The organism is Mycobacterium branderi, from assembly GCF_010728725.1.
Classification (GTDB): domain Bacteria; phylum Actinomycetota; class Actinomycetes; order Mycobacteriales; family Mycobacteriaceae; genus Mycobacterium; species Mycobacterium branderi.
In genome coordinates this window covers 3,706,544-3,719,410 of the sequence record NZ_AP022606.1, presented here as the reverse complement: position 1 = coordinate 3,719,410, position 12,867 = coordinate 3,706,544, and the positions used below count along the sequence as shown (strand labels likewise).

General features: G+C 69.0%; 13 protein-coding genes and 1 pseudogene. 6 read left to right on the top strand and 8 right to left on the bottom strand.

Annotation, left to right across the window (positions count from 1 at the left end; genetic code table 11):
• Window positions 1-38: 38 nt before the first annotated feature.
• The 4 genes and pseudogenes from G6N47_RS18125 to ctaC all read right to left on the bottom strand — a co-directional run bounded on the left by G6N47_RS18125 (window position 39) and on the right by ctaC (window position 3,238).
• Window positions 39-674: a DUF2561 family protein gene (locus tag G6N47_RS18125; RefSeq protein ID WP_083131992.1), complete on the bottom strand. Its 636-nt coding sequence runs from the start codon at window positions 672-674 to the stop codon at window positions 39-41.
• Window positions 674-1,554: pseudogene (locus G6N47_RS18120) on the bottom strand (MmpS family transport accessory protein). Before G6N47_RS18120 ends, G6N47_RS18125 begins: the two are co-directional and overlap by 1 nt.
• Window positions 1,555-1,747: 193 nt before the next feature.
• Window positions 1,748-2,167, bottom strand: a complete 420-nt coding sequence (locus G6N47_RS18115; RefSeq protein WP_045378049.1) for a cytochrome c oxidase subunit 4 — start codon at window positions 2,165-2,167, stop codon at window positions 1,748-1,750.
• Window positions 2,168-2,185: 18 nt separating this feature from the next.
• Window positions 2,186-3,238, bottom strand: a complete 1,053-nt coding sequence (ctaC, locus tag G6N47_RS18110; RefSeq protein WP_083133258.1) for an aa3-type cytochrome oxidase subunit II — start codon at window positions 3,236-3,238, stop codon at window positions 2,186-2,188.
• Window positions 3,239-3,404: 166 nt separating this feature from the next.
• Between ctaC and asnB the strand changes: the two genes are divergently transcribed.
• Window positions 3,405-5,324, top strand: a complete 1,920-nt coding sequence (asnB, locus tag G6N47_RS18105; RefSeq protein WP_083133259.1) for an asparagine synthase (glutamine-hydrolyzing) — start codon at window positions 3,405-3,407, stop codon at window positions 5,322-5,324.
• A gap of 7 nt (window positions 5,325-5,331) precedes the next feature.
• Here asnB and G6N47_RS18100 read toward each other — a convergent pair whose 3' ends face one another.
• The gene (locus G6N47_RS18100; RefSeq protein ID WP_083133359.1) at window positions 5,332-6,306 is read right to left on the bottom strand and encodes a carbohydrate kinase family protein; all 975 of its coding nucleotides are present in this window, start codon (window positions 6,304-6,306) and stop codon (window positions 5,332-5,334) included.
• Between the two features lie 121 nt (window positions 6,307-6,427).
• Between G6N47_RS18100 and G6N47_RS18095 the strand changes: the two genes are divergently transcribed.
• Window positions 6,428-7,111 carry an Rv0361 family membrane protein gene (locus tag G6N47_RS18095; RefSeq protein WP_083133260.1) on the top strand — a complete coding sequence of 228 codons (684 nt, stop codon included), beginning with the start codon at window positions 6,428-6,430 and terminating at the stop codon, window positions 7,109-7,111.
• 1 nt (window position 7,112) lies between these two features.
• On the opposite strand, the gene G6N47_RS18090 is transcribed toward G6N47_RS18095, so the two are convergent.
• Together G6N47_RS18090 and G6N47_RS18085 are read right to left on the bottom strand one after the other, a co-directional pair.
• Window positions 7,113-7,469, bottom strand: coding sequence for an iron-sulfur cluster assembly accessory protein (locus tag G6N47_RS18090; protein WP_045378061.1), 357 nt, complete (start codon window positions 7,467-7,469; stop codon window positions 7,113-7,115).
• A gap of 59 nt (window positions 7,470-7,528) precedes the next feature.
• Window positions 7,529-8,602 (bottom strand): glycerate kinase family protein, encoded by a 1,074-nt coding sequence (locus tag G6N47_RS18085; RefSeq protein WP_083133360.1) that lies wholly within the window; start codon window positions 8,600-8,602, stop codon window positions 7,529-7,531.
• 157 nt (window positions 8,603-8,759) lie between these two features.
• Here G6N47_RS18085 and G6N47_RS18080 point away from each other — a divergent pair, with 157 nt between their 5' ends.
• From G6N47_RS18080 to G6N47_RS18065, 4 genes are read left to right on the top strand one after another with little or no spacing between them, the layout of a single operon-like run.
• Window positions 8,760-9,428, top strand: coding sequence for a DUF3043 domain-containing protein (locus G6N47_RS18080; RefSeq protein WP_083133261.1), 669 nt, complete (start codon window positions 8,760-8,762; stop codon window positions 9,426-9,428).
• 6 nt (window positions 9,429-9,434) lie between these two features.
• On the top strand, window positions 9,435-9,971 hold the full coding sequence (locus tag G6N47_RS18075; protein ID WP_083133262.1) for a bifunctional adenosylcobinamide kinase/adenosylcobinamide-phosphate guanylyltransferase: 537 nt from the start codon (window positions 9,435-9,437) through the stop codon (window positions 9,969-9,971).
• On the top strand, window positions 9,968-11,014 hold the full coding sequence (cobT, locus tag G6N47_RS18070) for a nicotinate-nucleotide--dimethylbenzimidazole phosphoribosyltransferase (RefSeq protein ID WP_083133263.1): 1,047 nt from the start codon (window positions 9,968-9,970) through the stop codon (window positions 11,012-11,014). Before G6N47_RS18075 ends, cobT begins: the two co-directional genes overlap by 4 nt.
• Complete coding sequence (locus G6N47_RS18065) at window positions 11,011-11,745, top strand: adenosylcobinamide-GDP ribazoletransferase (protein ID WP_083133264.1); 735 nt, start codon at window positions 11,011-11,013, stop codon at window positions 11,743-11,745. Before cobT ends, G6N47_RS18065 begins: the two co-directional genes overlap by 4 nt.
• Here G6N47_RS18065 and G6N47_RS18060 read toward each other — a convergent pair.
• Window positions 11,742-12,848 carry a branched-chain amino acid aminotransferase gene (locus tag G6N47_RS18060; RefSeq protein WP_083133265.1) on the bottom strand — a complete coding sequence of 369 codons (1,107 nt, stop codon included), beginning with the start codon at window positions 12,846-12,848 and terminating at the stop codon, window positions 11,742-11,744. The genes G6N47_RS18065 and G6N47_RS18060 overlap by 4 nt on opposite strands.
• Between the last annotated feature and the right edge of the window lie 19 nt (window positions 12,849-12,867).

Sequence of the window (12,867 nt, the reverse complement as noted above, 5' to 3'; positions counted from 1 at the left end):
GCCACGAATAGTGCTGTGGCCGTGATGCTTTCACGCGGCTAGTGCTGGCCGAGCGTGCGGCGCAGCCGTCGTACGTGTTGCCACGGGATCACCGGCATCGCGACCGTGACGATCCCGGCGATCACATACGCGCTCCACGCGGCCCCCTGATGCCCGACGGCCATCAGATAGGTCGCCGTCGCGACCGCGATCAGCGCCACCCCCATCGCGGCCATCAGCGAAACACTGCCGCGCAGCCAGATGCGGTCCACCACGGCGTCCGGCAACCCGGGTCGCAGCGTGGTCAGCCGCTCGGTGCGGGCCTGCTGGATGGCACTGCGTGACGGCGGCTGCCCCGGCCGCAACGGCTGGCCACCTGCACCGCGCGCCGGCACCACTACTGATCGCGAGGCGTCGGGTCGAGTGGTGCGGCGGGCCCGCAGCAGCACCGGGATCGCCGCCAATATGACCAGCGCGGAGACCACGATGATGACGTAGAGCACCGCCGACGAGTGTGGGCTGCCGGTGCTCTCGTGAAAGCCGCGGCCCAGGTCGGCCAGTGCGACGACGGCGGCCACGCTCACGCCGACCAGCACCAGCCAGATCGCGGCGCACGCACCGATCAGGATGCGGTCGCCGGTGGTCGGCGACACCGTGGACCAGCCACGCGGGCCGGTGGAATATCTGTCGGCCATCAGCAGCTCGTCTGCGGCGCGTTGTTTTCGTTCGACGACAGGACCTGGCCGTCGCTGGTGGTGATCGAACAATTCAGCCTGCTGACCCGAAACAGGCTGGATGCCTCCACCGATCCCACTTCCGACTGAGAGATCGGCGTGACCGTGATCGACCACGGGATGTAGACGTTGTGCTGGGTGCGCCGACGCCCCGACGCGTCGACATAGGTCACCGAGATGATGTCGCCGGGCGCTTTGGTGCCGGTCACCGAGTAGGTGACCTGCCGCGGGCCGGCCGGGGTGGTCGTGGTGGGCGGCGGCGGTGGGGCCGCTGTGGAGGTAGCCGGTGGCGGCGCCGGTTCGGGTGTCACCGTCACGGTCTGCGGCGGGGGCGGCGGCGGTGGCTCGCTGGTCGGGGGCGGGGGTGGCGGGGCGCCTCACTGGTCGGCGGCGGAGGCGGCGCCGGTGGCGGCGTGGTGACGATGATCTCGTCCTGCATCGGCGGTGTGGACGTGGGAGCGGTTTCGGGGGTGGCCAGTTTGTTCGTGTCGGTGCGGGCGAACAACAACGACACCGACACCACCAGAGCGATCGCCGCGACGATCGCGGCGACGCCCACCACCCACGGCCAGCGCGGCGGGGATGCTTCTTCCTCGGCCGGCTCGTCGTAGCTGTCGTAGTCGTAGAGGTCGAGATCGACCGGCACGTACGGACCGCTGGTGAAGTGCTCGGACTCTGGGGCTGAGTAAGCCCGCGAATAGATTTCGGTCTCGCTGGTCTGGACGCTGTCGTCGGCGTGGTCCCCGTCGTAGGCTTCGTCGCCGAATTCGTGGTCTTCGCTGGGCTCGACGCCGGGTTCCAGTTCGTCCGAGTCCGGTCCTGGGGGATTCGGCCCGCTCATGTTTGCCTGCCCTGTCCGACTACATCACCAACGCACGCAGCGCCGCGGCTGCGTGGTCGAGTGCGCGCTCCGATAATCCTCATTGTGCCTCGCAAACCCTACCCAACCGGCACAGGCACGGCATTCTCGGCGAGCTGGTCACGGATCAACTGATGCCCCGATTGTGACCTTGCCAGTGACTGGTCGGTGCCGCTTAGTGCTTCTCGGGACCGAGGTAGTACTCGAAGACCAGCCCGGCCGCCGAGCTGAGGATGAACACGACGCCGGCGACGATCAGCCAGGGCAACCACAGCGCGATGCCGACGGCGGCCACCGAGCCCGCCAACGCCACCAGCACCGGCCACCAGCTGTGCGGGCTGAAGAAGCCCAACTCCCCTGCGCCGTCGCTGATCTCGGCGCCCTCGTAGTCCTCCGGGCGGGTGTCGAGCCGGCGGGCCACGAACCGGAAGAACGTGGCGACGATCAGCGCCATGCCGCCGGTCAGCACCAGCGCGGTGGTGCCGGCCCATTCCACCCCGCCGGTCGCGAACAGCTGCGTCAGCACGCCGTAGAGCACTGCGGTCACGACAAAGAATGCGGCCACGAACTCGAACAGCCTGGCTTCGATATGCATCGCTGGTTCCTGGCTTTCCTACTTACTCGCTTGGGGTGACCGCTCGCCGCGGCGGGTTTCGAACGGGTGGGTGGTTTGGGCCACCGGCGGCTGGTTGATCGCCTGCAGCGCTTGAGCGTTCGTCTTGCCCGCGATCCGCTGCTGCAGGTAGGCCTTGAAGTCGTTGGGCTGCACCACTCGAACCTCGAAGTTCATCATCGAGTGGTAGGTGCCGCACATCTCGGCGCACCGGCCGACAAACGCCCCGGTCTTGGTGATCTCCTCGACCTGGTAGCGGTTCACCGAGTGGTTGGCCTCGGGGTCGGGCATGACGTCACGCTTGAACAGGAACTCTGGTACCCAGAACGCGTGCACCACGTCGGCGGAGGCCAGTTGGAACTCGATCCGCTTGCCCGCCGGCAGCACCAGGACCGGGATTTCGGTGCTGGTGCCCACGGTTTCGACCTTGTCGAAGTTCAGGTAGGTGCGGTCTGAGGTGTTGTGGCCGCGGATGGGGCCGACGAGCTCCTCGCCGTGCTTGTCCTTGCCTTCGGGCTTGGAGACCATCGCCGCCTTGCGCGCCGGGTCGGCACCGTCGTATTTGAGCGTTCCGTCCTTGAAATCGACCTTCTGGTAGCCGAACTTCCAGTTCCACTGGAACGAGGTGACGTCGACGACGACCTCGGGGTCCGATGCCAGGTGCAGCATCCGCTCCTGCACCACGACCGTGAAATAGAACAGCACCGAGATGATCAGGAACGGTGTCACGGTGAGCACCAGCTCCAGCGGCATGTTGTAGCCGAACTGCCGGGGCAGTTCGGTGTCGGTGGCCTTCTTGCGGTGAAACGCGGCGGCCCAGAAGATGAGGCCCCACACGATGACCCCGACCACCAGCGAGGCGATCACCGCGCCGAGCCACAGCTCGCGGTTGCTCTCGGCCTCGTGGGTGATGCCGTTCGGCCAGCCCAGCCCCAGCACCTGCTGCCAGCTGCAGCCGCTGAGGGTGACCGCCAGCAGGCCCAGCGCGCCGGCCAGCAACGGCAGACGGAACCGACGGGAGCCTGCAGACCGGCCTGCCCCGCGAGGTGTCACCTTGGCGCCTCCTGTATCCCGAGCTGGGCCGACGGGGCCGGCCGCTCCCTGCAGCAGTCGAATACTACGCAGCGTAGACCACGCGGCCTAGCGCAGCCGCGCGACCTCCCCTACTCGCTTGCGGCTGCGTCCGTCGGGTCCGCGGGGTGCGGCATACTGGGGCGCGATGTGCGGACTGCTGGCTTTTGTGGGCGCGGCTGCCCACGACGCGGCCAGCGCCGTGGACGACGCGTCGCACCTGATGCGCCACCGCGGCCCCGACGAGCCGGGCACCTGGTCCGACGACACGGTTGTGTTCGGGTTCAACCGGCTCTCGATCATCGACATCGCGCACTCGCACCAGCCGCTGCGGTGGGGGCCGCCGGAATCCCCTGACCGCTACGTGCTGGTGTTCAACGGCGAGATCTACAACTACCTGGAGTTACGCGCCGAACTCGCCGCCGACTACGGCGCGGTCTTCGCCACCGACGGGGACGGCGAGGCCATCATCGCCGCCTACCACCACTGGGGCACCGACGCGCTGACCCGGCTGCGGGGCATGTTCGCGTTCGCGCTGTGGGACTCTGCTGCGGGCGAATTGTTCTGCGCGCGTGACCCGTTCGGCATCAAGCCGCTGTTCGTGGCAACCGGGACCGCCGGCACGGCGGTGGCCAGCGAAAAGAAATGCCTGCTGGAGCTGGCCGACGTGATCGGCTTCGACACCGGCATCGACGAGCGAGCGGTGCAGCACTACACGGTGCTGCAGTATGTGCCCGAGCCCGAGACCCTGCACCGCGGGCTGCGCCGGCTGGAATCCGGCTGCTACCTGAGGGTGCGGCCCGGCGCAGCGCCCGAAACGACGCGCTACTTCGTGCCGCGGTTCGCCGTCGCGCCGATCATCCGCGGCACCGAGCAGGCCCGCTACGACGAGATCACCGCGGTGCTGGAGGACTCGGTGGCCAAGCACATGCGGGCCGACGTCACCGTCGGCGCGTTTTTGTCCGGCGGCATCGACTCCACCGCGATCGCGGCGCTGGCTATCCGACACAATCCCCGGCTGATCACCTTCACCACGGGCTTCGAGCGGGAGGGCTTCTCCGAGATCGACGTGGCCGTCGCCTCGGCCGAGGCGATCGGCGCCCGGCACGTCGCCAAGGTGGTCAGCCCCGACGAGTTCGTCGCCGCGCTGCCCGAAATCGTCTGGTATCTCGACGAACCCGTGGCCGACCCGGCGCTGGTGCCGCTGTTCTTCGTGGCGCGCGAGGCCCGCAAACACGTCAAGGTGGTGCTGTCCGGCGAGGGCGCCGACGAGTTGTTCGGCGGCTACACCATCTATCGGGAACCGTTGTCGCTCAAGCCTTTCGACTATCTGCCCGCGCCGCTGCGCCGCGGGGTGGGCAAGGTGTCAAAACCGCTGCCGACCGGCATGCGCGGCAAGAGCCTGCTGCACCGTGGATCGCTGACCCTCGAGGAGCGCTACTACGGCAACGCCCGCAGCTTCTCCGACGACCAACTGCGCGACGTGCTGCCCGGATTTCGCCCGGAGTGGACCCACACCGACGTGACGGCGCCGGTGTACGCGCAATCGGCGGGCTGGGATCCGGTGGCCCGCATGCAGCACATCGACCTGTTCACCTGGCTGCGCGGCGACATCCTGGTCAAGGCCGACAAGATGACGATGGCCAACTCGTTGGAGCTGCGGGTGCCGTTTCTGGATCCCGAGGTGTTCGCCGTGGCATCCCGTCTTCCCGTGCAGGCCAAGATCACTCGCAGAACGACCAAGTACGCACTGCGGCGCGCGCTGGAGCCCATCGTCCCGGCGCACGTGCTCAACCGGCCCAAGCTGGGTTTCCCGGTGCCGATCCGGCATTGGCTGCGCGCCGGCGAGCTGCTGGAGTGGGCGTATGCGATGACGGATTCCTCGCAGGCCGGCCACCTGGTGAACGTCGCCGCCGTCCGCCGGATGCTTGACGAACACCGTTGCGGCACAACCGATCACAGCCGCCGCTTGTGGACAGTGTTGATCTTCATGCTGTGGCACGCGATCTTCGTCGAGCATTCCGTGGTGCCGCAGATCGCCGAGCCGCACTACCCGGTCCAGTTATAGCGGCTCGCTAAGCCAGCGCGGCCGCGATCTCCTTGGCGGCGTCGTCGCCGTAAGCACCGGCCAGCCGGGTCACCGCCGCCTCGCGGTCCCAGTCCCACTCCTGCGTGCCGGTCGACTCGAGCACCAGCACCGCCACCAGGGACCCGAGCTGCGCCGAGCGCTCCAGGCCCAGGCCCGCGCTGCGGCCGGTCAAAAAGCCGGCCCGGAAGGCGTCGCCCACACCCGTGGGGTCGACCTGGCTGGTCTCGGGCACCACACCGACGTGGATCGTGGTGCCGTCGCGGTCGACGATGTCGACGCCCTTGGCGCCCAGCGTCGTAACCCGCAGCCCGACCTGCGCCATCACCTCGGCCTCGGTCCAGCCGGTCTTGGACAGCAACAGATCCCATTCGTAGTCGTTGGTGAACAGGTAGGTGGCGCCGCCGATGAGCCGGCGGATCTCTTCGCCGGACAGCCGCGCCAGCTGCTGGGACGGGTCGGCGGCGAAGGCCAGACCGAGTTTGCGGCACTCCTCGGTGTGCAAGAACATGGCCTCCGGGTCGTTGGCGCCGACGATCACCAGCTCGGGCGTGCCGACGCGCGACACCACGTCGGCCAGCGAGATGTCGCGGGCCTGCGACATGGCGCCTGGATAGAACGACGCGATCTGGGCCATCTCCAAGTCGGTGGTGCAGACGAACCGCGCGGTGTGCGCCGTGTCCGAGATCAGCACGTTGTCGCAGTTGACACCGTGCGACACCAGCCACTGGCGGTAGTCGCCGAAGTCGTCGCCGGCCGCGCCGACCAGGGCCACGTCACCGCCCAACACGCCGATCGCATACGCCATGTTTCCGGCGACACCCCCGCGATGGATCACCAAGTCGTCGACGAGGAAGCTCAACGAAACCTTTTGCAAGTGGTCGGCGAGCAGTTGTTCGGAAAACCGGCCCGGAAACCGCATCAGATGGTCGGTTGCAATCGAACCGGTCACCGCGATCGTCACGAAAAATCCACCCTTCATTAGGAAGCTGGTCTAGCTAAGCTTACGCGCGGCGGGAGTCGCCATTGCGCTAGCCTGCCTAGAGCAGCGTCGCCGGAGTCAACCAGCTTAGGAGAAGCCCCGAATGCCCGGTCCGTACTCGCCGAACCACGGGGTCGGCGCCGACGGACCGCCATTCACCGACCCGCACCCGAGCCAGCCCATTCCCAACCCGCACGGCTACGCGCCGCCGCCGGAGGCGGATCAGGGAGAAACAACCGAAGCCGCGCCGCCGTCGGCCGCCTACCCCGGGATGTTGCCGCCGCCGGTGCCCTACCCCAAACGGCGTCGCAGGCGGCTGGTCATCGGCGCGCTGGTGGCCCTGCTGGTGATCGCCGCGATGACGACGGCGATCGTCTACGGCGTGCGTCAAGGCGGATCCACGTCGGCCGGGGTGTTTTCCGAGCCGACGGCCAAGACGGCGATCCAGGGCTATCTGAACGCCCTGCAACACCGCGATACCGAGGCGATTGCCCGCAACACGCTGTGCGGCATCTACGACGCGGTCCGCGACCGCCGATCCGACCAGGCGCTGGCCAAACTGTCCAGCGACGCCTTTCGCAAGCAGTTCTCCAACGCGCAGGTGACGTCGATCGACAAGATCGTCTACTGGTCGAACTACCAGGCGCAGGTGTTGTTCACCATGCGGGTCACCCCCGCGGCCGGGGGCCGGCCGCGCGACAACGTGCAGGGCATTGCGCAACTGCTGTTGCAGCACAACCAGGTGCTGGTGTGCTCCTACGTGCTGCGCACGGCGGGCACGTACTAGATCAGTTAAAGGAGTCGCCGCAGGCGCAGGAGCCGGTGGCGTTCGGGTTGTCGATCGTGAAGCCCTGCTTTTCGATCGTGTCGACGAAATCGATCGAAGCGCCTTGCACGTAGGGCGCGCTCATCCGGTCGACCGTCAGCGTCACGCCGCCGAACTCCGCGGTCAGGTCGCCGTCGAGGGAGCGGTCGTCGAAGAACAGGTTGTAGCGCAATCCGGCGCAGCCACCCGGCTGGACGGCGATACGCAACGCCAGGTCGTCGCGGCCCTCCTGGTCCAGCAGTGACTTCGCCTTGGCTGCCGCGGCGTCGGTCAGAATCACGCCGTGGGTCTTGGCGGCTGACTCGTCCTGAACAGTCATTGCTTCTCCCTATATGCCTAATCTGCTCAGTGCAATCGATTGGGCGTAAGCCCACTGCCTCAACGGTACCTTGTTATGTCGCTATTCCCGAGTTGCGCTGCCGCCGCGGTGGCCAGGCCCATGAGCTGGTTGACGGCATCGACCAGGGCCAGCCGCGCCGAACCGGCATAGTCGGCGATCGCGTAGGCCACAATGCCCGCCGACCGCTGCGCGGACCCGTCGAGGCAGACCTGACCGGCCAGCACCAGCACCGGAAGCTGCCGCGAGCGCGCCGCGGCCGCCAGCGACCCGACGACCTTGCCGTGCAGAGACTGCTCGTCCAACTGCCCCTCACCGGTGACGATGAGGTCGGCGGCGGCAATGTCGTCGGCCAGACCGGTGTGCTCGGCGATGATCGCCGCGCCCGATTCGCAGCGGGCGCCCAACGCGAGCAGCGCTGCGCCGATCCCGCCGGCCGCGCCGGCGCCCTGCTCGGCGCTCACCTCGCGCCCGGCCGCGGTGTCGAGCTCGACGGCCCACTCGCCGAGCCGCTGCTCCAACTCGGCGACGGTGTGGGGGTCGGCGCCCTTTTGCGGCCCGAAGACGCGGGCGGCGCCCCACGGCCCCAGCAGCGGGTATTCGACGTCGGAGGCGGCGACGAGCTCGACCCCGGCCAGCCGGCGACGCGCCGCGTCCAGACCGCCGAGTTCGTCGACCAGGCCGCGGCCGCCGTCGGTGCTGGCGCTGCCGCCCAGGCCGACCACAATCCGCGCCGCACCGGCGTCCAGTGCCGCGGCGACGAGTTGGCCGACGCCGCGGCTGTGGGCGGCCAGCGCGGTCTGCGGAGTCGGCGGCCCGCCGAGCAGGGCCAAACCGCAAGCTTCCGCGCACCCGAGGTATGCCGTGGCCGTGCCGGGGTCGTACACCCACTCGGCGTCCACCTCGCCGTCCAACGGACCCGCTACCCGCTGCCGACGCAACTCCCCCAGCCGATCCGCCAGCACGCTGACGAACCCGGGGCCGCCGTCGGACTGCGGCGCGATGGTGATCTGGTCGCCGGGCCGGGCCCTGTTCCAGCCCGCGGCGATGGCAGCGGCGGCCTGCACGGCGGTCATGCTGTCGCCATAGGAATCGGGGGCGATCAGGATCCGCAGGGCCTTGTGATCAGCCCCCGAGCTGCTCATTCCAGAGAATGTAGCGGCGATCGCAAGCGCGGCGAAGCCGGGTGCGGCGGGTCGCCGCCAGAGCAGTGATGTTGGGCCCGCAAAGCCGCACAACAACGCCTCACCCTTGCGAAGTAACCTTGCGACTGTGAAGTTGCTCGGCCGCAAGAAAGACGAGACCGCCACCGCGGAGGAGACGCCCGCGGCCGACGACGACGTCGCCACCTCCAGCGTTTCTCGCGGATCACGCACCACCGCGCCGAAGGGCCGGCCCACCCCCAAGCGAAGTGATCGCCGTCGCGGCCCGGTCGCCCCGGCGCCGATGACCGCCGCGGAGGCCCGCGCGCGGCGCAAATCACTGGCCGGGCCCAAGCTGTCCCGCGAAGAACGCAAAGCGCAGAGCGCCGCGCGCCGGGCCCAGATGTCCCAGCGCCGCGAGCGCATGATGGCCGGCGACGAGGCCTACCTGTTGCCGCGCGACCAGGGACCGGTACGCCGGTTCGTCCGCGATGTGGTCGACTCGCGCCGTAACCTGCTGGGACTGTTCATGCCGTCGGCGCTGGGGCTGATGTTCGTCATGTTCGCCGTTCCGCAGCTGCAGTTCTACATGTCGCCCGCGATGATGGTGTTGATGGTGCTCATGGCCATCGACGGCATCATCCTGGGCCGCAAAGTCAGCAAGCTGGTTGACGAGAAGTTCCCGGACAACACCGAAAGCCGTTGGAAGCTAGGCCTTTACGCGGCCGGACGGGCTTCTCAGCTGCGCCGCATGCGGGCGCCCCGGCCACAGGTCAAGCGCGGCAGCAAAGTCACCTGATCTGCCATGCGAACGCTGGTGCTCGGCGGCATCAAGTCGGGTAAGTCCCAGTGGGCGGAGGCCGCCATCGCCGAGGCCCTGGAACCCGTTGAGCCCGTGCGCTACCTGGCCACCGGATCGGTGGCCGAAGCCGACGCGGGCTGGTTGGAGCGCATCGCCGAGCATCGGGCCCGCAGGCCCGAGCACTGGTCGACGGTCGAAAGCGACGACATCGCAGCGCAATTGCGCGAGTCACCGAGCGTACCGACGCTCGTCGACGACGTCGGCGGCTGGCTGGCCGCCGTCCTCGACCGCCGCGGCTGGGAGGACGGATCGATATTGGCCGATGTCGACGAGATGCTCGCCGCGGTCGCCGCTTTCGGTTCACCGCTGGTGCTGGTCAGTCCGGAGGTCGGCCTGTCGGTGGTACCTGCCTCGGCGTCCGGCCGGCGGTTCGCCGACGAATTGGGCACGGTCAACCAGCGACTGGCTGACCTGTGCGATCGGGTGGTGCTGGTGGTGGCCGGGCAGCCCGTGCAGATCAAGCCCCTGGGCAGCGGATGACGTTCGGTCCGGTGTCGCCGCCCGACGCGGCTACCGCGGCGGCCGCCCGCGCCCGGCAGGACACGTTGACCAAGCCGACGGGTGCACTAGGCCGCCTCGAAGATCTGTCGGTGTGGGTGGCGTCATGCCAGGGCCATTGCCCACCAAAGCAATTCGAGCGCCCGCGGGTGGTGGTGTTCGCCGGTGACCATGGCGTCGCGCGGACGGGCGTATCGGCGTACCCGCCTGAGGTCACCGCCCAGATGGTGGCCAACATCGAAAGTGGCGGGGCGGCCATCAATGCGATGGCCGATGTCGCCGGCGCGACAGTGCGGGTCGCCGACATCGCTGTCGATGCCGAACCGATGGCGGAACACATTGGGGCACACAAGGTCCGGCGTGGCAGTGGTAACCTCGCCATCGAGGATGCGCTGACCGACGCCGAAACCGGAGCCGCAATCGATGCCGGCCGGCGGATCGCCGACGACGAGGTGGACGCCGGGGCCGATCTGCTGATCGCCGGCGACATGGGCATCGGGAATACCACGGCCGCAACGGTTTTGGTGGCAGCGTTGACGGGTGCCGAACCCGTCGCGGCGGTCGGCTACGGCACCGGTATCGACGACGCCGGCTGGATGCGCAAAACGGCGGCGGTGCGCGACGCGCTGTTCCGGGCCCGCGCCGTGAAATCCGATCCGATCGGGCTGTTACGGTGCTGCGGCGGCGCGGATCTGGCTGCGATCGCCGGGTTCTGCGCACAAGCCGCGGTTCGGCGCACCCCGCTGCTGCTCGACGGGTTGGCGGTGACGGCCGCTGCGCTGATCGCCGAACGCCTGGCACCCGGTGCACGGCAATGGTGGCAAGCCGCTCACCGCTCCCCCGAACCGGCGCACACGCTGGCGTTGGTCGCGCTGGAGTTGGACCCGATTCTCGATCTTCGGATGCGCCTGGGAGAAGGCACCGGTGCGACGCTGGCCCTGCCGGTGCTGCGGGCCGCGGTGGCCGCGCTGTCGTCGATGTCGACCTTCGCCGCGGCCGGCGTGTCCAACCGGGCGTTATCGTGATCCGTTCGGTTACAACAGCTTTCGGATTCGCTACGGTGATACCCGGGACCGGCGGACGCCCGCTGGGCGGCGGCGCGATCACCGCGCTGCCGGTGGTCGGCGCAGCGCTGGGCGGGCTGGCCGCCGCAGTGACGTGGGGCGGGTCGCTGGCGTTCGGCGCGGGCAACCCCCTGGCCGGACTGCTGGCCGTGACCGCACTGCTGGCCGCCACCCGCGGCCTGCACATCGACGGGGTTGCCGATACCGCCGACGGGCTGGGCTGCTACGGGCCGCCCGAGCGCGCCCGGACGGTGATGCGCGACGGCTCGACTGGGCCGTTCGGGGTGGCGGCCGTGGTGCTGGTGATCGCGCTGCAGGGCTTCGCCTTTTCGGCGCTGAATGCGGCAGGCATCGTCGTCGCGGTCACCGCAGGCCGGGTCGCGGCGGTGCTGGCCTGCCGCCGATCGGTGCCGGCGGCCGAAGGCAGCTCGCTGGGCGCTCTCGTCGCCGGCACCCAGTCAGCGGTGGTGATCGCGGGCTGGATTGCGGCGCTGGGTGTGGCGTCGGTGTGGGCGACCCCGCAACTGTGGTGCGGGCCGACGGCGGTGCTGGTGGCGCTGGGCTGCTCGGTGGCATTGGGGGCGCATTGCGTGCGCCGGTTCGGCGGCATCAGCGGCGACGTGCTGGGCGCCGCGATCGAGCTGACCACGACAGTGACCGCGGTGCTGCTGGCCGCGCTTGACGGCGGCTAGCCCAGGCGGGTCATCCACCCGTGGGTGTCGGCGAAGGTGCCGCGCTGGATTCCGGTCAGCGTGTCGCGCAGCGCCATCGTGATTTCGCCGGGTTCGCCGTCGCCGATGGTGAATTCGGTGTCACCGTAGCGGACATGTGCGATCGGGGTGATGACGGCGGCGGTGCCGCACGCGAACACCTCGGTGATCTCGCCGGCGGCGGCCTTCTTCTGCCACTCGTCGACGTCGATCTTGCGTTCCTCGATGGCAAAGCCTGCGTCAGTTGCCAACTGCAGCAACGAATCCCGGGTGATGCCGGGCAGCAGCGCGCCGGACAGCTCCGGGGTGACCAGCCGTGCCGAGCCGCCGCTGCCGAACACGAAGAAGATGTTCATCCCGCCCATCTCCTCGATGTAGCGGCGCTCGACGGCGTCGAGCCACACCACCTGCTCACAACCGTTTTCGGCGGCCTGGGCCTGGGCGACCAGCGAGGCGGCGTAGTTGCCGCCGAATTTCGCCGCGCCGGTGCCGCCCGGGCTGGCCCGCACGTATTCCGTCGACACCCAGACAGTCACCGGACGCAGACCGCGCGGGAAGTACGCGCCGGCCGGCGAGGCCAGCACCAGATAGCGGTACTGCTTGGCGGGGCGAACCCCCAGCCCCGGCTCGGTGGCAAACACGAACGGCCGCAGATACAACGACTCTTCGCCGCCGGCTGGCGGCACCCAGGCGTTGTCGACGGCGATCAGTTGCCGCAGCGACTCGATGAACAACTCGTCGGGCAGTTCCGGGATCGCGATCCGTCGCGCCGACGACCGCATCCGGGCGGCGTTGGCGTCCGGGCGAAACGACACGATCGACCCGTCCGCCCAGCGGTAGGCCTTGAGCCCCTCGAAAACCTCCTGCGCGTAGTGCAGCACGATCGCCGACGGATCCAGCTCGATCGGGCCGTAGCCGATGACCCGCGCGTCGTGCCACCCCTGGCCGTCGGTGTAGTCGATCGAGACCATGTGGTCGGTGTGGTAGCGACCGAAGCCGGGGTCGCGCAGGATCGATTCCCGTACCTCGTCGGCCGTCGGGTTTGCGGTGCGAGAAACCGTGAACTCGAGAAGGCCGCTGGTCATCCTGCGATTGTATAGCCGC

Excerpts from the sequence above, each read along its gene's own strand:
- G6N47_RS18125 (WP_083131992.1), bottom strand. The coding sequence starts at position 674 with ATGGCCGACAGATATTCCACCGGCCCGCGTGGCTGGTCCACGGTGTCG.
- G6N47_RS18115 (WP_045378049.1), bottom strand. The coding sequence starts at position 2,167 with ATGCATATCGAAGCCAGGCTGTTCGAGTTCGTGGCCGCATTCTTTGTC.
- asnB (WP_083133259.1), top strand. The coding sequence starts at position 3,405 with ATGTGCGGACTGCTGGCTTTTGTGGGCGCGGCTGCCCACGACGCGGCC.
- G6N47_RS18095 (WP_083133260.1), top strand. The coding sequence starts at position 6,428 with ATGCCCGGTCCGTACTCGCCGAACCACGGGGTCGGCGCCGACGGACCG.
- G6N47_RS18090 (WP_045378061.1), bottom strand. The coding sequence starts at position 7,469 with ATGACTGTTCAGGACGAGTCAGCCGCCAAGACCCACGGCGTGATTCTG.
- G6N47_RS18075 (WP_083133262.1), top strand. The coding sequence starts at position 9,435 with ATGCGAACGCTGGTGCTCGGCGGCATCAAGTCGGGTAAGTCCCAGTGG.
- cobT (WP_083133263.1), top strand. The coding sequence starts at position 9,968 with ATGACGTTCGGTCCGGTGTCGCCGCCCGACGCGGCTACCGCGGCGGCC.
- G6N47_RS18060 (WP_083133265.1), bottom strand. The coding sequence starts at position 12,848 with ATGACCAGCGGCCTTCTCGAGTTCACGGTTTCTCGCACCGCAAACCCG.